The sequence below is a fragment of the Streptomyces sp. NBC_00306 genome (assembly GCF_036169555.1).
GTDB classification, from domain to species: domain Bacteria; phylum Actinomycetota; class Actinomycetes; order Streptomycetales; family Streptomycetaceae; genus Streptomyces; species Streptomyces achmelvichensis.
This window is the reverse complement of record NZ_CP108032.1, coordinates 2,600,422-2,617,970: the sequence shown is the minus strand read 5'-3', so window position 1 is coordinate 2,617,970 and position 17,549 is coordinate 2,600,422. Positions and strand designations below refer to the sequence as shown.

Here is a 17,549-nt window from a genome sequence, read left to right as displayed (position 1 = left end):
CTGCCTAGGGTGACGGTGTGACGCAGCCTGCCTACCTTCGGTATCCGCATGTCCACGGCGAGTTGATCGCCTTCACCGCAGAGGACGACGTCTGGGTCGCCCCGCTCGACGGCGGACGCGCCTGGCGCGTGAGCGCCGACAACGTGCCCGTCGACCATCCCCGTATCTCACCCGACGGCACCCGCATAGCCTGGACCTCACGCCGGGACGGCGCGCCCGAGGTGCATGTCGCGCCCGTCGACGGCGGGCCGGCCGACCGGCTGACGTACTGGGGCAGCGCCAGGACGTCCGTACGCGGCTGGACCCCGCAGGGCGAGGTCCTCGCCATCAGCACCCAGGGTCAGGCCTCGCTGCGCCGCAGCTGGGCGCGGTCGGTGCCGCTCGACGGCGGGCCCGCGACGCAGCTGCCCTACGGGCCGGTCGGCGGCCTGGCGTACGGCTCCGGCGTACTGCTGCTCTCCGCCACGATGGGCCGCGAGGCCGCTGCCTGGAAGCGCTACCGGGGCGGCACCGCGGGCAAGTTGTGGATCGACCGGGACGGCTCGGGGGAGTTCGTACGCCTCCACGAGGACGTCGACGGGAACATCGAGTACCCGCTGTGGGTGGGGGGTCCCCACGGCGAAGCGGGGGAGAGGATCGCGTTCCTCTCGGACCACGAGGGCGTCGGAGCCGTCTACTCGTCCCGGCCGGACGGGTCGGACCTGAAGCGTCACACCCCTCTCGGTACCGGCGGCGCCGCCGACGGCTTCTACGCCCGGCACGCGGCCACCGACGGGACCCGTGTCGTGTACGCCTCCGCCGGTGAGCTGTGGATCCTCGACGACCTCGACGGCGCCGCGCCCCGCCGTCTCGACATCCGGCTCGGCGGGCAGCGCACCGATCTGCGCCCGCGTCCCGTGAAGGCCGAACGCCACCTCGGTACCGCGGCCCCCGACCGCACCGGTCGCGGCAGCGCCGTGGAGATCCGCGGCGGCATCCACTGGGTCACCCACCGGGACGGGCCCGCGCGGGCGCTGGCCGTGGAACCGGGCGTGAGGGCCCGGCTGCCCCGCGTCTTCCGGGCGGACGGGGAGGAGCAGGTCGTCTGGGTCACCGACGCGGAGGGCGAGGACGCACTGGAATTCGCCCCGGCGACCGGCCTCGCGCCCGGCGCGGCACCGCGCAGGTGGGCGGCCGGACAGCTCGGCCGCGTCCTCGGTCTGGCCGTCGCACCGGACGGCAGCCGGGCGGCCGTCGCCGCCCACGACGGGCGGGTCCTGCTCGTCGACCGCGAGACGGGAGAGGTCCGCGAGATCGACCGCGGCGAGCACAGTGAAGCCACCGGGCTGGTCTTCTCGCCCGACTCCCAATGGCTGGCCTGGTCGCACGCCGGACCGTCCCCGCTGCGCCAACTCAAGCTGGCCGATGTGCGCGACCTGTCCGTCGTCGAGGCGACCCCGCTGCGATTCCGCGACTACCAGCCCGCGTTCACCCTCGACGGCAGGCATCTGGCGTTCCTGTCCGAGCGCGACTTCGACCCGGTCTACGACACCCATGTCTTCGACCTCGCGTTCGTCGGCGGCTGCCGCCCGCATCTGATCACGCTCGCGGCCACCACCCCGTCGCCGTTCGGACCGCAGCGGCACGGCCGGCCGTTCGAGGAGGACAAGGACCGGGGCCCGGACGGCGGCGGCGAGGTGCCCGCCACCCGGATCGACGTCGAGGGACTGGCCGACCGGATCGTGCCCTTCCCGGTCGAGGCGGGCAGCTACTCTACCCTGCGCGCGGCGAAGGACGGGCTGTTGTGGCTGCGCCACCCGTTGCGCGGCGCGCTCGGAGCCACCCGCGCCACCCCCGACGACGAGGGACCCACGACCGCTCTGGAGCGCTACGACCTCGTCCAGCAGCGCACCGAGGAACTCGCCGCGGACGCCGACGGGTTCTCGGTCAGCGGCGACGGCAAGCGGGTGCTGCTGCGCACCGACGACAAGCTGAAGGTCGTCCCCGCCGACCGGCGGGCCTCGCGCGACGACGACAGCGACACCAACGTCTCCGTCGATCTCTCCCGCGTCCGCCGCACCGTCGACCCGGCGGCCGAGTGGCGGCAGATGTACGACGAGGCCGGACGGCTGATGCGCGACAACTTCTGGCGCGCGGACCTCGGCGGCGTCGACTGGGACGGCGTACTGGACCGCTACCGGCCGGTGCTGTCCCGGGTGGCCACCCACGACGATCTGATGGATCTGCTGTGGGAGGTGCAGGGCGAACTCGGCACCTCGCACGCGTACATCGTCCCGCGCGGCGGTCAGGGGCAGAGCGCCCGTCGCCAGGGCCTCCTCGGCGCGGACATCTCCCGCTCGGCGGACGGCCTGTGGCGCGTCGACCGTGTCCTGCCGTCCGAGACGTCCGACCCGAGCGCCCACTCCCCGCTCGCCGCCCCGGGAGCCGCGGTGCACGCCGGCGACGCGATCCTCGCGGTGGACGGCCGGCCCGTCGACCGGGTCGCCGGACCGGGCCCACTGCTGGTCGGCACGGCGGGCAAGCCGGTCGAACTCACCGTCGCGCCCGCGGACGGCGGCGATCCGCGCCACGCGGTCGTCGTCCCGCTCGCCGACGAGGAGCCGCTGCGCTACCACGCATGGGTCGCCGACCGGCGCGCCTACGTCCACGAGCACTCCGCGGGACGGCTGGGCTATCTGCACGTCCCCGACATGCAGGCGCCGGGCTGGGCCCAGATCCACCGGGATCTGCGCGTCGAGGTGGCGCGCGAGGGCCTCGTCGTGGACGTGCGGGAGAACCGCGGCGGGCACACCTCCCAGCTGGTTGTGGAGAAGCTGGCACGCCGGGTCGTGGGCTGGGCCGTGCCGCGCGGGATGCAGCCCTACAGCTATCCGGCGAACGCGCCGCGGGGTCCGGTCGTGGCGGTGGCGAACGAGTTCTCGGGCTCGGACGGCGACATCGTCAACGCGGCGATCAAGGCCCTGGGGATCGGTCCCGTCGTGGGCACCCGGACCTGGGGCGGGGTCATCGGCATCGACAACCGCTACTCCCTGGTGGACGGCACGGGGGTCACCCAGCCCAAGTACGCGTTCTGGGTGGAGGGTTACGGGTGGGGCGTGGAGAACTACGGCGTCGACCCGGACGTGGAAGTGGTGATGACCCCGCAGGACCATGCGGCGGGCCGCGATCCGCAGCTGGACGAGGCGATCCGGATGGCGCTCGCCGTTCTGGCGGAGAACCCGGCGAGGACGCCCCCGGTGCCGGACTGACATGGGTACGGCCGGTCCCCGGGAGTCCCCGGGGACCGGCACCTGAACGGAAAGCTGTTTGACGACCGGCTGCCGCGGGCGGTCGGATGGCGCCTCATGAACACAGGGCAGATGCATCCGGGCCCGCACCCCGTCGACGAGGGCCTCGTACGACGCCTGGTCGCCGGGCAGTTCCCGCAGTGGGCGGGCCTCCCGGTGGAACGGTTCGCCTCCGGTGGCACCGTCAACGCCATGTACCGGCTCGGCGATCGCATGGCCGTGCGGCTGCCACTGATCGAGGGCGGAGCCGGGGACGTGTCGATGGAGCAGGAGTGGCTGCCGCGCCTCGCGCCGTTGCTGCCCACGCCGATCCCCGAGGTGCTCGGGGCAGGGAAGCCTGCCGAGGGATATCCGTGGCCGTGGTCGGTGCACCGGTGGCTGGCCGGGCGGCACCCCGAGGAGGGAGCGCTGAGCGAGCCCGTGCTGCTGGCCGGGGATCTGGCGCGCTTCGTGGCGGCGATGCGGAGCATCACCCTGCCGGGCGCTCCGGTGGCCCACCGCGGCGGGCCGCTCGCCTCACTCGACGCCGAGACCCGGGCGGCGATCGACGAACTGCGGGGGATTCCGCAGGAGGACGTCGACTGCGATGCCGCGCTCGCCGTCTGGGAGGACGCGCTGCGGGCCCCGGACCACGAGGGGCCGCCGGTGTGGCTGCACGCCGACCTGATGCCGGGCAACCTGCTGGTGGACGGCGGCAGGCTGACCGCGGTGATCGACTTCGGGTGCACGGGAGCGGGCGATCCCGCCTGCGACCTGTTCCCCGCCTGGAATCTGCTGCCCGCCGGCGCCAGGGACGTCTTCCGTGAAGCACTCGGCGTGGACGACGCGGCCTGGTGCCGCGGCCGTGCGCGGACACTCTCGCAGGCGGTGATCGCGCTGCCGTACTACCGCACGACGAACCCGGCGATGGCGCGCAACGCCCGGCATGTGATCCGGGCGGTGCTGGGGGAGGACTGAGCGGGACAGGAGCCGTCCCGGGGCTTGCCGTCCGTCGAAGCCCCGCCGGACGGCAAGCCCTCCTGGGCGCGCGGGTGGGGTCCGCGGGGAGGCCGGGGCGGTCGATACGATGTGGCGGGTAACCACCCCACGCGAGGAGGACCCCGGCATGGCGGGAGAACCGCAGGCTGACTGCCTGTTCTGCAAGATCGTCGCGGGGGAGGTGCCGGCCACCGTCGTACGGGACACCGAGACCGTCCTGGCCTTCCGGGACATCAATCCCCAGGCCCCGACGCACGTCCTGGTCATCCCCAAGGCCCACTACCCGGACGCCGCCGCGCTCGCCGCGGGCGCCCCCGACCTGGCCGCCGACGTGCTGCGCGAGGCCGGCGAGATCGCCGCGCAGGAGAAGACGGTCGAGCCGGGGTACCGCATCGTCTTCAACACGGGCGCCGGAGCGGGCCAGACGGTCTTCCACGCGCACGCCCATGTGCTCGGCGGCCGCGGCCTCGAATGGCCTCCCGGATAACGGGCAGTCCATCGTGTCCGTCAGAGAACTGGTGGTCCTCGGCACCGCCAGCCAGGTACCCACCCGGCACCGCAACCACAACGGCTACCTGCTGCGGTGGGATGCCGACGGCATCCTCTTCGACCCCGGCGAGGGCACCCAGCGCCAGATGCTGCGCGCCGGGGTGGCCGCCCATGACATCAACCGGATCTGCGTCACGCACTTCCACGGCGACCACTCCCTGGGCCTCGCCGGGGTGATCCAGCGGATCAACCTCGACCGGGTCCCGCACGAGGTGTCCGCGCACTACCCGGCCAGTGGACAGCGGTTCTTCGAGAGGCTGCGGTACGCGACCGCGTACCGCGAGACGGTGTCGCTGACCGAGGCGCCGGTGGCCGCCGACGGGGTCCTGGCCACGACGCCCTCCTACACGCTGGAGGCGCGCCGACTGTCGCACCCCGTCGAGTCGTTCGGCTACCGGCTCATCGAGCCGGACGGCCGTCGGATGCTGCCCGAGGCGCTCGCCGAGCGCGGCATCGCGGGGCCCGACATCGGCCGGCTGCAACGCGAGGGCGAGGTCGGCGGAGTGCGGCTGGAGGAGGTCAGCGAGGCGAGACCGGGCCAGCGGTTCGCGTTCGTCATGGACACCCGCCTCTGCGACGGGGTGTACGCGCTCGCGGACGGCTGCGACATGCTCGTCATCGAGTCGACCTTCCTCGACGAGGACGAGCAACTCGCCTCCGACCACGGCCATCTGACCGCAGGTCAGGCCGCCCGGGTAGCTCGCGACGCGGGAGTGCGGCACCTCGTGCTGACGCACTTCTCGCAGCGCTACACCGACGCGGAGGAGTTCGAGCGGCAGGCCCGCGCCGCCGGATTCGAGGCGGAACTGACCGTCGCCACCGACCTGTTGCGGGTCCCTGTCCCCAAACGACGTCCATGAACGAGGCTTGACCCGTGCCACTCCCCAAGGCCGAACTGCACCTGCACATCGAAGGCACCCTGGAACCCGGACTCGCCTTCGCGCTCGCCGCGCGCAACGGCGTGGAACTGCCCTTCAAGGACGCCGAAGAGCTGCGCCACGCCTATCGCTTCGAGGATCTCCAGTCCTTCCTCGATCTCTATTACCGGCTGATGGCCGTCCTGCACACCGAGGACGACTTCGCCGAGCTCGCCGACGCCTATCTGGCCCGCGCCGCCGCCCAGGGCGTGCGCCACGCCGAGATCTTCTTCGACCCGCAGGCGCACACCTCCCGGGGGGTGCCGCTGGCCACCGTCGTCGAGGGACTCGGCCGGGCGCTCGACGCGAGCGAGGAGCGCCACGGCGTCTCGACCCGCCTGATCATGTGCTTCCTGCGGGACGAGTCGGCCGCGTCGGCGATGGAGACGCTGCTGGCCGCGAAGCCGTATCTGCACCGCATCGCGGGAGTCGGCCTCGACTCGGCGGAGGCGGGTCATCCGCCCTCGAAGTTCCGCGAGGTGTACGAGGCGGCGGCCGATCTCGGGCTGCGCCGGGTGGCGCACGCGGGCGAGGAGGGCCCGCCCGCGTACATCAGCGAGGCGCTGGACGTGCTGGGCGTGGAGCGCGTCGACCACGGGCTGCGCTGCATGGAGGATCCGGAACTGGTCGAACGGCTGGTGCGGGACCGCGTCCCGCTGACGCTCTGCCCGCTGTCGAACGTGCGCCTGCGGGCTGTGCGCACCCTTGAGGAGCACCCCCTGCCGGCCATGATGGACGCCGGTCTGATGTGCACGGTCAACTCCGACGACCCGTCCTACTTCGGCGGTTACGCGGGCGACAACTTCGACGCGGTGCGGCGCGCTCTGGGGATCGGCGAGGAGCGGCTGCGGGAACTGGCCCGCAACTCCTTCCTGGCGTCGTTCCTGGAGGACGACGAGGAGCGCCGGGCCCGGCTGATCGCCGAGGTCGACGCCTACGACTTCGGGGCCGACAGGGCCTAGCGCTCAGCGCCAGTCGGGCGCGCCCTTCGTGCGGGGCGCGAGCGACTCGATCTTCGCCCTGATCTCCCGCATCACCGCCACGATCCGGCGCTCGTGCTCCTCGGTGAGGCGGGCCACCGGCACCGAGCAGCTGATCGCGTCCCGGGCGGGGGAGTCGTAGCGCAGGGCGAAACCGAAGCCGCTGATGCCGAGCACGCCCTCCTCGCGGTCCACGGCGTACCCGCGCTCCCGGACGGCGGCCAGATCTGCGGCGAGAGCCGCGCGGTCGGTACGGGTGTTGGGCGTGAGGCGCGCCAGTTCGCCTGCGGGCAGCGGCAGTTCGGCGAACGGGCGTTCGGCGAGCAGCGCCTTGCCCAGGGCGCCCGCGTGGGCGGGCAGCCGCCGGCCGACCCGGCTGAAGGTGCGCAGATACTCGTGCGACTCGCGGGTGGCGAGGTAGACGACGTCCGGGCCGTCGAGCCGCGCCAGATGAATGGTCTCGCCGAGCGCGTCCGAGGCTTCGTCCAGATAGGGGCGCAGGGCGCCGACCCGCGTGTCGCTGTCCAGATAACTGGTGCCGGTGAGCAGGGCGCGGATGCCGATGCCGTACAGCGAGCCGGTGGCGTCGGTGCGGACCCAGCCGCGGTCGATGAGCGTCTTCAGCAGGGCGTACATGCTGCTGCGCGGCACACCCAGCTCATCGGCGAGCTCGCGCAGCCGCGCCGGGCGGTCGCCACGTGCCGCCAGCACCTCCAGCAGGTCGACCGTGCGGGCCGCCGACTTCACCTCGCGTACCCCGCCGGTCCGCGGTCCCGCTCCCGGCCCGGCGGCCGGTCCCGCCCCGGATTCCGTCTCCGACATGCGCCGATCGTAAGCGGCGGGGCCCGCCCCATTGACGGTCTCTGTCCGTCTATCTAATCTCCATTCTCATCCGTGTATGTCATCTACATAGGGAGACAGCGATATGGGGCAGGGCACGGACGTGGACGAACGACCGGCGGCGGACGCCGACGTCGCCGCCCGGCTGCGGGACGGCATGGCGCGCGGAGTGCTCTCCTTCCCGCTCACCAGCTTCCGCGCGGACGGCGGCCTGGACCCCGACGGCTGCCGTGAACACCTTGCCGCCCAGGCCGCGACGGGCCCCGGCGCGCTCTTCCCCGCTTGTGGCACCGGCGAGTTCTTCTCCCTCGACGAGGACGAGTACCGGCAGGTCGTCACCGCCGCCGTCGAGGCCGCGGCCGGCCGCCTGCCCGTCGTCGCGGGCATCGGCTACGGCTGGGCGCAGGCCGTGCGCTTCGCCCGCATCGCCGAGGAGGCGGGCGCGGACGCCGTGCTCGCCCTGCCCCACTACCTGGTGAGCGCCCCGCAGGAAGGGCTCGTCGAGCAGCTGCGCCGGATCACCCGCGCCACCCGCCTGCCACTGATCGCCTACCAGCGCGGACAGGTCGCCTACACCGCCGGCTCCGTACGCCGCATCGCCGCGCTCCCCGGCGTCATCGGGCTCAAGGACGGCCACGGCGACCTCGACCTCGTGCAGCGCCAACGCCTCGCCGCACCGGCCGGCTTCCTGTTCTTCAACGGCGCCGCCACTGCCGAGATCCAGGCCCGGCAGTACGCCTCCATCGGCGTCGGCGCCTACTCCTCCGCCGTCCACGCCTTCGCGCCCGAGATCGCCGACGCGTTCTTCGCCGCGCACCGCGACGGCGACGACCACACCGTCGAACGGCTGCTGCGCGGCTTCTACGTACCGCTCGTCGAACTGCGCGACCGGGTACCCGGATATGCCGTGTCCCTGGTCAAGGCGGCGGCCCGGCTGCGCGGACAGCCCGTCGGGCCGGTACGCGCGCCCCTGACGGAGCCGGGGACCGACGATCTCGCCGCCCTCGAAGCACTGCTCGCAGACGGACTCGACCTGGCAGGAGCCACGGCATGACCCACGACCTGACGATCACCGAGGTGCGCCTCACCCCGATCCTCGTCGCCGACCCGCCGCTGCTCAACACGCAGGGTGTGCACCAGCCCTACACGCCCCGGCTGATCATCGAGGTCGTCACCGCGGACGGGGTGACCGGCGTCGGCGAGACGTACGGCGACACCAAGTACATCGACCTGGCCGACCCGCTGGCCGACGCCCTCCCCGGCTGCCGGGTCGACGACGTGAACGGGCTGCACCGGCTCGCCGACCTGGTCTGCGCGGACTCGCCCGAGGCCACCGGCGCCGACGCGGTGGACGCCGGCGGCCTGCGCGGCGTGCAGACCGCCGGCAAACTGCGGCTCTCGGTCGTCTCCGGCTTCGAGGTCGCCCTGCTCGACGCGCTCGGCAGGACGCTCGGGCTGCCCGTGCACGCGCTGCTGGGCGGCAAGGTCCGCGACGCCGTCGACTACAGCGCCTATCTCTTCTACCGCTGGGCCGAACACCCGGGCGGCGCGGGGGAGTCCGACGACTGGGGCGCGGCACTCGACCCGGCCGGCATCGTGGCCCAGGCCCGCCGCTTCGCCCGCGCGTACGGCTTCGGCTCCTTCAAGCTCAAGGGCGGTGTCTTCGACCCGGACGAGGAGATCGCCGCCGTACGGGCCCTCGCGGAGGCGTTCCCCGGCCAGCCGCTGCGACTGGACCCCAACGGCGCCTGGTCGGTCGAGACCTCGCTCAGGGTCGCCGCCGAACTCGGGGACGTCCTGGAGTATCTGGAGGACCCGGCCGCCACGACCGACCGGATGGCGCGGGTCGCGGCCGGGACGGAGGTGCCGCTCGCGACGAACATGTGCGTGACGACCTTCGCCGAGATCCCCGAGGCGTTCTCGCGCGGCGCCGTCCAGGTCGTCCTCTCCGACCACCACTACTGGGGCGGACTGCGCAACACCCGTGAACTGGCCGCGATCTGCCGCACGTTCGGCGTCGGACTGTCCATGCACTCCAACACCCATCTCGGCATCAGCCTCGCCGCGATGACGCACGTGGCGGCCGTCGTCCCCAACCTCGACTACGCCTGCGACAGCCACTACCCCTGGCAGACCGAGGATGTCGTCACCGAGCGGCTGGAGTTCAAGGACGGCCGCCTCGCCGTCAGCGACCTTCCCGGCCTCGGCGTGGAACTGGACCAGGACCGGCTCGCCCGTCTCCACCGGCGCTGGAGGGACGACGACGGCACGATGCGCGACCGCGACGACGCGGCGGCGATGCGGGTGGCGCACCCGGACTGGTCGGCGCCGGCGGTCCCGCGCTGGTAGACCCGGCCGGCCGGGCCGGTGGACCCCGTACTCCGCCGGACCCGTGCCCCTGTACTCCCGCCGACGGGCTCACCTCGTCACCGGTGCAGATCAGGCAGACTGGCCAGATCTGCACCACGTACGGGAGCGGCACGGTGATCAGTCGACACGCACATCAGACGGACGGCGGAGGCACCTGCCTCGACCCCCTCAAGGCCCTCAGGACCCCCTCCGACCCGCCCTGCGACGTCTACCTCACAGGCACCGTCTTCCTCGACATCATCTTCACGGGCCTCGGCTCCGCCCCCGTCCGCGGCACCGAGTCCTGGGCCCGCGGCATGGGTTCCAGCCCGGGCGGGGTCGCCAACATGGCCACCGCGCTCGCCCGGCTCGGTCTGCACACCTCGCTCGCCGCCGCCTTCGGGGACGACCACTACGGCGAGTACTGCTGGGACGCCCTTGAACAGGGTGAGGGCATCGACCTCTCCCTCTCCCGGACCGTGCCCGGCTGGCACTCGCCCGTCACCGTCTCCATGGCGTACGAGGGCGAGCGCACGATGGTCTCCCACGGGCACGAGGCCCCGCCGCCGGAGCCCGCGCCCGACTGTCCCCCGCCCGCCCGGGCCGCCATCGCCTCGCTCACACCTGGCGGAGACGAGTGGGTCGCCCAGGCCGCCCGCAAGGGCACTCGGGTCTTCGCCGACTGCGGCTGGGACGACACGGGCCGCTGGGACCCGGCCGACCTCGCGGATCTGAGCCACTGCGAGGCCTTCCTGCCGAACGCGGAGGAGGCGATGCGCTACACCCGCACCGACTGCCCCCGCGCCGCCGCCCACGCCCTCACCGAGCACGTACCGCTCGCCGTCGTCACCCTCGGTGCCGAGGGCGCGTACGCGGTCGACGGCGCGACCGGCGAGAGCGCGCAGGTTCCGGCCATCGCGGTGGAGGCCCTCGACCCGACCGGAGCGGGTGACGTGTTCGTGGCCGGATACGTCACCGGGACGCTCGCCGGCTGGCCGCTCGCTGACCGGCTCGCCTTCGCCGGGCTGACCGCGGCCCTGTCGGTGCAGGAGTTCGGCGGCTCGCTCTCCGCACCCGGCTGGTCCGAGATCGCGGCCTGGTGGCAGCGTGTGCAGGCCCTCACCGACCAGGACCCGGCCGCCCTGCGCCGGTACACCTTCCTCGACGACCTGCTGCCCGCGCCGGTCAGGCCCTGGCCGCTGCGCAGGGCCGTGCCGACGATCGGTTTCCGCAGCCCGGCCTGACCCCCCGGCGGGGGAGCGCGGTGTCCCCCCGGAAAAGCCCTCGGCCTTGTCAGTGCCGCGTCGTACGCTTGTGTTCCAGAGGTTGTCGAGCAGCGAGAACCCTGCAACGGGAGGTATGTGCAGGCCACAGAGCCGGCCCATGACTCAGACACCCAAAGCCCACACCCGTCCCCAGCGCCCTGGGGGCGCGGGGGAATCCCAGGCGCCGGGGCAGGCACGAGCCCACTTCACCGTTCCCGCCAAGCATCCGATGGTGACGGTCCTCGGCTCGGGGGATGTCCTCCTGCGCGTGATCGAGAAGGCCTTCCCGGCGGCCGACATCCATGTCCGGGGCAATCAGGTCAGCGCGATCGGGGACGCGACGGAGGTCGCCCTCATCCAGCGCCTGTTCGACGAGATGATGCTCGTGCTCCGCACCGGGCAGCCGATGACGGAGGACGCAGTGGAACGCTCGATCGCCATGCTCAGGGCGGGCGAGAACGGCAACGGCGACGGGGCCGAGACCCCCGCCGAGGTGCTCACCCAGAACATCCTCTCCAGCCGCGGCCGGACGATCCGCCCCAAGACGCTCAACCAGAAGCGGTACGTCGACGCCATCGACAAGCACACGATCGTGTTCGGCATCGGCCCCGCCGGTACCGGCAAGACGTATCTCGCCATGGCGAAGGCGGTCCAGGCCCTGCAGGCCAAGCAGGTCAACCGGATCATCCTGACCCGGCCGGCCGTGGAGGCGGGCGAGCGGCTCGGCTTCCTGCCGGGCACGCTCTACGAGAAGATCGACCCGTATCTGCGCCCGCTGTACGACGCGCTGCACGACATGCTCGACCCCGACTCCATCCCCCGGCTGATGGCCGCGGGCACGATCGAGGTCGCGCCGCTGGCATACATGCGGGGTCGAACGCTCAATGACGCGTTCATCATCCTCGACGAGGCGCAGAACACCAGCGCCGAGCAGATGAAGATGTTCCTGACCCGCCTCGGCTTCGACTCGAAGATCGTCATCACCGGTGACGTCACCCAGGTCGACCTGCCGAACGGGACGAAGAGCGGTCTGCGACAGGTCCAGGACATCCTGGACGGCGTCGAGGACGTGCACTTCTCCCGGCTCACGAGCCAGGATGTCGTCCGGCACAAGCTCGTCGGCCGTATCGTCGACGCGTACGAGAAGTACGACGACCGCAACGGGAAGCAGTAGCAGCGCACCATGTCGATCGACGTCAACAACGAGTCCGGAACCGAGGTCGACGAGCAGGCGGTCCTCGATGTCGCCCGCTATGCCCTCGCGCGGATGCGTATCCACCCGCTCTCCGAGCTCTCGGTGATCGTCGTGGACGCCGAAGCCATGGAGCAGTTGCACATCCAGTGGATGGACCTGCCGGGTCCGACGGATGTCATGTCCTTCCCGATGGACGAGCTGCGTCCGCCGGTCAAGGACGACGAGGAGCCCCCGCAGGGGCTCCTCGGTGACATCGTGCTCTGCCCCGAGGTCGCCAAGAAGCAGGGCGAGGAAGCCCCGACGCAGCACTCCATGGACGAGGAGCTCCAGCTCCTGACCGTCCATGGCGTGCTGCACCTGCTGGGGTACGACCACGAGGAGCCGGACGAGAAGGCCGAGATGTTCGGCCTCCAGGCGGCGATCATCGATGGCTGGCGGGCGGAGAAGGGCCACACCGGCCCCTCCCCGGCGCCGACCGTTTCATGAGCGCCCCCCTGGTCTTCGGCGCGGTCCTGCTGGTCGTCGTCGCGTGGCTCGCCGCGTGCGCGGAAGCGGGCATCGCCCGCACCTCCAGCTTCCGCGCCGCCGAGGCCGTCCGCTCCGGCCGCCGTGGCGCCGACAAGCTGGAGCAGGTCGCCGCCGACCCCACCCGCTATCTGAACGTCGCCCTGCTGGTGCGGGTGGCCTGCGAGATGGCGGCGGGTGTCCTGGTGACCTACGCCTGTCTTCAGGAGTTCTCCGCGACCTGGGAGGCGCTGACCGTCGCCATCGGCGTGATGGTCCTCGTCTCGTACGTCGCCGTGGGCGTCTCGCCGCGCACCATCGGCCGCCAGCACCCGCTGAACACGGCGACGGCCGCCGCGTACGTCCTGCTGCCGCTGGCCCGGATCATGGGCCCGGTGCCCCAGTTGCTGATCCTCATCGGCAACGCGCTCACGCCCGGCAAGGGCTTCCGCAAGGGCCCGTTCGCGAGCGAGGCCGAACTGCGGGCCATGGTCGACCTCGCCGAGCAGGAGTCCCTCATCGAGGACGACGAGCGCCGGATGGTGCACTCCGTCTTCGAGCTCGGTGACACCCTCGTGCGCGAAGTGATGGTGCCGCGCACCGACCTGGTCTCCATCGAGCGCTACAAGACCGTCCGTCAGGCCCTCACCCTGGCCCTGCGCTCCGGCTTCTCGCGCATCCCCGTCACGGGCGAGAACGAGGACGACATCGTGGGCGTCGTCTACCTCAAGGACCTGGTGCGCAAGACGCACATCAACCGCGACGCGGAGGCCGATCTGGTCTCCACCGCGATGCGGCCCGCCGTCTTCGTGCCCGACACCAAGAACGCCGGCGACCTGCTGCGCGAGATGCAGCAGAAGCGCAACCACGTCGCCGTCGTCATCGACGAGTACGGCGGCACGGCCGGCATCGTCACCATCGAGGACATCCTGGAGGAGATCGTCGGCGAGATCACCGACGAGTACGACCGGGAACTGCCGCCGATCGAGGAGCTGGGCGACGGCCGCTTCCGCGTCACCGCACGGCTCGACATCGGCGATCTGGGCGAGCTGTACGGCCTCGACGAACTGGACGACGAGGACGTGGAGACCGTCGGCGGTCTGCTGGCGAAGGCGCTCGGCAGGGTGCCGATCGCCGGTGCGTCCGCGACCGTCGATCTTCCGGACGGGCGCGCGCTGCGCCTGACGGCCGAGTCCCCGGCCGGCCGGCGCAACAAGATCGTCACGGTGCTGGCGGAGCCGGTGCCGCAGAGCCCCCAGGGAGAGAACGCCGCATGACGCCGAGCGAACTGAGAGCGTTCTGCCTGGAGTTCAACGACGCGGCCGAGGAGTTCCCCTTCGGACCCGAGACATCGGTGTTCAAGGTCGCCGGGAAGCTGTTCGCGCTCTCCGCGCTGGACGGGGAGCCGTTGACGGTGAACCTGAAGTGCGAGCCCGAGATGGCCGTGCAGCTGCGGGCCGAGCACCCGGCGATCGTGCCGGGCTGGCACATGAACAAGCGCCACTGGAACACGGTGACGGTGGGAGAGCTCCCGGACCGTCTCGTCCGGGAGCTGATCGAGGACAGTTACGACCTGGTGGTGGCCGGGCTGCCGAAGGCGGTCCGGCTGCGGCTGGACCGCGGCTGAGCGCCCGGGGTCACCGGCCCGCGCCGCTCCCCGGTGAGGCCGAAGTCCCCCTGCGCGGTTGCCATTTCCGCGGCCAGCCCGGCGGGTACACGTACACGATGTACCCCATCGCGGGCTGACCTGGAGGAATGTGTATCCTCTGCGCGTTACAGGGGAGGGGGGAAGCTCCCCGTCGGATCGGGAATTCAGGGGAGTCACCGCATCATGCGTACGCGTTTCGGCCGCGCCACGGCCGCAGTTCTCACTGCCTCCGCGCTCTGCCTCACGGCAGCGGCCTGCGGTTCGTCGGACGACGACAAGAAGCCGGCCTCCTCGGCCGGTAAGGACACGGCCAAGGACGGCGCCGGCAAGGGCGCCGAGAAGCCGGCCACCGTGCTGACGGCCGCCCAGATGAAGGCCGCCACGCTGGCGGTCAAGGATCTGCCGGCCGGCTGGAAGGCCGACGCCGCCGCGCCGGCCACGGACGAGGCGCCGCCGAAGGCGGACAAGCCCGTGTGCCAGCCGGTCGCCGACCTGCTCGCCGACAAGGTCGCGGGGGCGACCATGGGCGGTGGCCAGGACTTCACCGACGCCAAGGGCTTCAACATCCTCAGCCAGCAGGTCATGACGTTCCCCGGCACCGGTGCCGCGGACTTCGTGAAGGCGTTCGGCCCGGCCCTCGACGGCTGTACCGGCTTCAAGGTGACGGGCGAGGACGGGTACCCGGTGAAGGTCGAGAAGCTCGCCGGGCCCACGGCCGGCGAGACGTCGTACACCTTCAAGATGACGATGGAGATCCCGGGCTTCGGCCAGGGCATCACCTCGCACATGCTGGTGATGCACCAGGGCACCGGCGTCGCGCGCCTCGCGTACGTCCCCGGTGACAAGGCCGCGGGCGCGGCCTTCGGCGACCTCGCCAAGCGCGCGGGCGACAAGTTCGTCCAGGGCGTCCAGGGCTGACGCCGAGCCCGCCGGCGCGGGGTCCGGGCGCAGCCCCGCAGGACCCCGCGCCGGCCTGGGATCTATGCTCGCGGACATGACGCAGAGCACCGACCTCGACCCCGAGGACCGCAAGATCATCACTCTGGCGCGCAGCGTACGCGCCCGCAACGGTGTGCCGGAGGGCGCGGCGGTACGGGACGAGACCGGCCGCACGTACGCCGCGGGCACGGTGGCGCTGGAGTCGCTGAAGCTGAGCGCGCTGCAGACGGCGGTCGCGATGGCCGTCGCGAGTGGTGCGACGTCGCTGGAGGCCGCGGCGGTCGTCGGCGACGCGGACGCCGTGGCGGACGCGGACCGTGCGGCGGTCCGCGACCTCGCGGGACCGCAGACGCCGGTGCTGCTCGCGGGCCCCGACGGCGGCCTCAGGGCCACGGTCACCGCTGGCTGAGACGGCCGTGCCCGGCCCGCCGAGGCGAAGCCGGGCCCCGCTCCTGTTCGAGTGGTCCGGCCGGGCCCCGCGACCCGTGCCGCCCGGTACGGACCTTCCCGGTGGCGGCGATTCCCCTTCCGGCCTGCGCATACGCAGATCATGGCGAGACGGACGGTCCGGATCTTGACAGCATCTGATGGGTCATCAGGCAGGGCTGTTCGACGGCATTGACTTCTTGCGACGGCGACCCGTCAATGGCCCCCTGCATCCCTCCCGAAGGGGGCCATCACATGGCGTCGGACACCCGAAGACCAACCGCTCGAAGACCAGTTGCCCGAAGATCCGCCCGACGGCGGCGCTGGACGGCCGCCCTGGGCGCGGTCGCCCTGATCGCCGGCACCGCGGCACTCGCCGCACCGGCGAACGCGCTCACCGCGGCCGCCGCACCGGTGGACTTCCCGACCCACTGCGTACCGCCGCCCATCGCGGGCATACCGCCGATCGACGGCACCACGACCGCCCAGATCACCGTCGACAAGGCCGCTCCCAAGGTCGGCGACACGGTCACGGTCACCTACACGGTCACCAAGCCGGCGGCCAGCAACCCCGTCGACCTCGCCCTCCCGGCCGACATCATGACGCCCAGCGGCAAGGTCACGCTCGGCGGCGCCCAGACGGGCAGCGTCACCGTCACCGGGCCCAAGAAGAACCCGCCCGTGCCCGGCAAGGGAGCGTTCCCGCCGTTCTCGATGACCGGCACGTTCACGGTCACCGCGGCCGGCTCGATCACCCTCTCGCCCGGCGACTACAACATCCACACCAGCTACATCATGGAGCTGGACACCCCCTGCACCGTGACCGATCCGCCCGCGCCCGTCTCCGAGACGGTCGTCGCGACGGACCAGCCGGGGGCCAATGAGCGCACCGTCCAGCTGGGCACGGCCTCCGGGAACCCGGGGGACGATGTCACGGTCACCGGTGCCAAGTTCAGTCCGCTCACCGACATCACGGTCGTCGGACGGGCCGGAGCGGCCGAGACCGCCGACAGAACGACGGTCACGTCCGACGCGGCCGGCGGATTCACCGCCACTCTCCAGGTCGGTGACCTGGCGACCACGGGCATCGTCGCGTACGAGGGCGGCGCCTGGAGTGCGGAGAAGGGCGCGGGGCCGGCGGCGTACACCGTCGTCGACGACACACCGCTCCCGGAGAACAGCCAGAAGCTCAGCGCCTCGGTCGCAGCGGGCACGCTGTCCATGTCCCAGGCCGGTGACACCGTCGAACTCTCGGCGGTCGACTTCGGTACGGGCGGGGCCGCGGGCGGCGATCTGCGGACGGTGACGGTCAAGGACTTCCGCGGCGGCCCCGCGGGCTGGTCCCTGACGGGCAAGGTCACCGACTTCACGGGCCCCGGCGGCAGGATCGGCGCGGGTGAGCTCGGCTGGACGCCGGCCTGTGCCACCAAGCAGGGCAGCCCGAGCACCTGCGCGGCCGGATCCCCCGGACCGGTCGGCAGCGGGGGTGCCACGCTCGCCTCCACGCCCAACGGGGCCGTCACCGGTGGTGAGTTCACCGTCGACGCCAAGGTCTCGCTGAACGTGCCGGCGTTCACCGCACCCGGCACCTACTCCGGCGTGCTGACGCTCACGCTCACCTGAGCCGGCGAAAAGAACGGCGGGCCGGGCGCGCACCCGGTCGGCCCGCCTC

General features: G+C 72.2%; 16 protein-coding genes. 15 read left to right on the top strand and 1 reads right to left on the bottom strand.

What is annotated here, in order from left to right; genetic code table 11:
• Positions 1–17: 17 nt before the first annotated feature.
• The 5 genes from OHA05_RS11630 to OHA05_RS11610 all read left to right on the top strand — a co-directional run bounded on the left by OHA05_RS11630 (position 18) and on the right by OHA05_RS11610 (position 6,693).
• Positions 18–3,248 carry a S41 family peptidase gene (locus OHA05_RS11630; RefSeq protein ID WP_328860521.1) on the top strand — a complete coding sequence of 1,077 codons (3,231 nt, stop codon included), beginning with the start codon at positions 18–20 and terminating at the stop codon, positions 3,246–3,248.
• Between the two features lie 96 nt (positions 3,249–3,344).
• Positions 3,345–4,244, top strand: a complete 900-nt coding sequence (locus OHA05_RS11625; protein WP_328860520.1) for an aminoglycoside phosphotransferase family protein — start codon at positions 3,345–3,347, stop codon at positions 4,242–4,244.
• A 148-nt stretch (positions 4,245–4,392) separates the two neighbouring features.
• Positions 4,393–4,752: a histidine triad nucleotide-binding protein gene (locus OHA05_RS11620; protein ID WP_327684322.1), complete on the top strand. Its 360-nt coding sequence runs from the start codon at positions 4,393–4,395 to the stop codon at positions 4,750–4,752.
• Between the two features lie 13 nt (positions 4,753–4,765).
• Complete coding sequence (locus OHA05_RS11615; protein WP_313946389.1) at positions 4,766–5,674, top strand: ribonuclease Z; 909 nt, start codon at positions 4,766–4,768, stop codon at positions 5,672–5,674.
• Between the two features lie 14 nt (positions 5,675–5,688).
• Positions 5,689–6,693 (top strand): adenosine deaminase, encoded by a 1,005-nt coding sequence (locus OHA05_RS11610; RefSeq protein ID WP_313946390.1) that lies wholly within the window; start codon positions 5,689–5,691, stop codon positions 6,691–6,693.
• Positions 6,694–6,696: 3 nt separating this feature from the next.
• Here OHA05_RS11610 and OHA05_RS11605 read toward each other — a convergent pair whose 3' ends face one another.
• A complete protein-coding gene (locus OHA05_RS11605; protein WP_313946391.1) occupies positions 6,697–7,533 on the bottom strand; it encodes an IclR family transcriptional regulator in 837 nt (278 codons plus the stop codon).
• Between the two features lie 103 nt (positions 7,534–7,636).
• Between OHA05_RS11605 and OHA05_RS11600 the strand changes: the two genes are divergently transcribed.
• The 10 genes from OHA05_RS11600 (at position 7,637) to OHA05_RS11555 (ending at position 17,500) form a co-directional block, all read left to right on the top strand.
• Positions 7,637–8,605 (top strand): 5-dehydro-4-deoxyglucarate dehydratase, encoded by a 969-nt coding sequence (locus OHA05_RS11600; protein WP_328860519.1) that lies wholly within the window; start codon positions 7,637–7,639, stop codon positions 8,603–8,605.
• The gene (locus OHA05_RS11595) at positions 8,602–9,900 is read left to right on the top strand and encodes a glucarate dehydratase family protein (RefSeq protein WP_313946393.1); all 1,299 of its coding nucleotides are present in this window, start codon (positions 8,602–8,604) and stop codon (positions 9,898–9,900) included. The genes OHA05_RS11600 and OHA05_RS11595 overlap by 4 nt, the downstream gene beginning before the upstream one ends.
• A 134-nt stretch (positions 9,901–10,034) precedes the next feature.
• Positions 10,035–11,144, top strand: a complete 1,110-nt coding sequence (locus tag OHA05_RS11590) for a carbohydrate kinase family protein (RefSeq protein WP_313946394.1) — start codon at positions 10,035–10,037, stop codon at positions 11,142–11,144.
• Positions 11,145–11,283: 139 nt separating this feature from the next.
• Positions 11,284–12,339, top strand: a complete 1,056-nt coding sequence (locus OHA05_RS11585; RefSeq protein WP_328860518.1) for a PhoH family protein — start codon at positions 11,284–11,286, stop codon at positions 12,337–12,339.
• Between the two features lie 9 nt (positions 12,340–12,348).
• Entirely contained in the window at positions 12,349–12,846 is a 498-nt protein-coding gene (gene ybeY, locus OHA05_RS11580; RefSeq protein ID WP_313946396.1) for an rRNA maturation RNase YbeY, read from the top strand.
• Positions 12,843–14,141, top strand: a complete 1,299-nt coding sequence (locus OHA05_RS11575; RefSeq protein ID WP_313946397.1) for a hemolysin family protein — start codon at positions 12,843–12,845, stop codon at positions 14,139–14,141. The genes ybeY and OHA05_RS11575 overlap by 4 nt, the downstream gene beginning before the upstream one ends.
• Positions 14,138–14,491, top strand: a complete 354-nt coding sequence (locus tag OHA05_RS11570) for an MmcQ/YjbR family DNA-binding protein (RefSeq protein WP_313946398.1) — start codon at positions 14,138–14,140, stop codon at positions 14,489–14,491. The genes OHA05_RS11575 and OHA05_RS11570 overlap by 4 nt, the downstream gene beginning before the upstream one ends.
• Before the next feature lie 204 nt (positions 14,492–14,695).
• Complete coding sequence (locus OHA05_RS11565) at positions 14,696–15,430, top strand: hypothetical protein (RefSeq protein ID WP_313946399.1); 735 nt, start codon at positions 14,696–14,698, stop codon at positions 15,428–15,430.
• A 76-nt stretch (positions 15,431–15,506) separates the two neighbouring features.
• Positions 15,507–15,860 (top strand): cytidine deaminase, encoded by a 354-nt coding sequence (locus tag OHA05_RS11560; protein ID WP_313946400.1) that lies wholly within the window; start codon positions 15,507–15,509, stop codon positions 15,858–15,860.
• 272 nt (positions 15,861–16,132) lie between these two features.
• Complete coding sequence (locus OHA05_RS11555; RefSeq protein ID WP_328860517.1) at positions 16,133–17,500, top strand: beta-xylosidase; 1,368 nt, start codon at positions 16,133–16,135, stop codon at positions 17,498–17,500.
• Positions 17,501–17,549 lie beyond the last annotated feature (49 nt).

Bases quoted from the DNA above. Each gene is read 5' to 3' on its own strand.
- OHA05_RS11600 (WP_328860519.1), top strand. From the start codon at position 7,637: ATGGGGCAGGGCACGGACGTGGACGAACGACCGGCGGCGGACGCCGAC.
- OHA05_RS11605 (WP_313946391.1), bottom strand. From the start codon at position 7,533: ATGTCGGAGACGGAATCCGGGGCGGGACCGGCCGCCGGGCCGGGAGCG.
- OHA05_RS11560 (WP_313946400.1), top strand. From the start codon at position 15,507: ATGACGCAGAGCACCGACCTCGACCCCGAGGACCGCAAGATCATCACT.
- OHA05_RS11625 (WP_328860520.1), top strand. From the start codon at position 3,345: ATGAACACAGGGCAGATGCATCCGGGCCCGCACCCCGTCGACGAGGGC.
- OHA05_RS11585 (WP_328860518.1), top strand. From the start codon at position 11,284: ATGACTCAGACACCCAAAGCCCACACCCGTCCCCAGCGCCCTGGGGGC.
- OHA05_RS11595 (WP_313946393.1), top strand. From the start codon at position 8,602: ATGACCCACGACCTGACGATCACCGAGGTGCGCCTCACCCCGATCCTC.
- ybeY (WP_313946396.1), top strand. From the start codon at position 12,349: ATGTCGATCGACGTCAACAACGAGTCCGGAACCGAGGTCGACGAGCAG.
- OHA05_RS11620 (WP_327684322.1), top strand. From the start codon at position 4,393: ATGGCGGGAGAACCGCAGGCTGACTGCCTGTTCTGCAAGATCGTCGCG.
- OHA05_RS11555 (WP_328860517.1), top strand. From the start codon at position 16,133: ATGGCGTCGGACACCCGAAGACCAACCGCTCGAAGACCAGTTGCCCGA.
- OHA05_RS11575 (WP_313946397.1), top strand. From the start codon at position 12,843: ATGAGCGCCCCCCTGGTCTTCGGCGCGGTCCTGCTGGTCGTCGTCGCG.
- OHA05_RS11565 (WP_313946399.1), top strand. From the start codon at position 14,696: ATGCGTACGCGTTTCGGCCGCGCCACGGCCGCAGTTCTCACTGCCTCC.
- OHA05_RS11570 (WP_313946398.1), top strand. From the start codon at position 14,138: ATGACGCCGAGCGAACTGAGAGCGTTCTGCCTGGAGTTCAACGACGCG.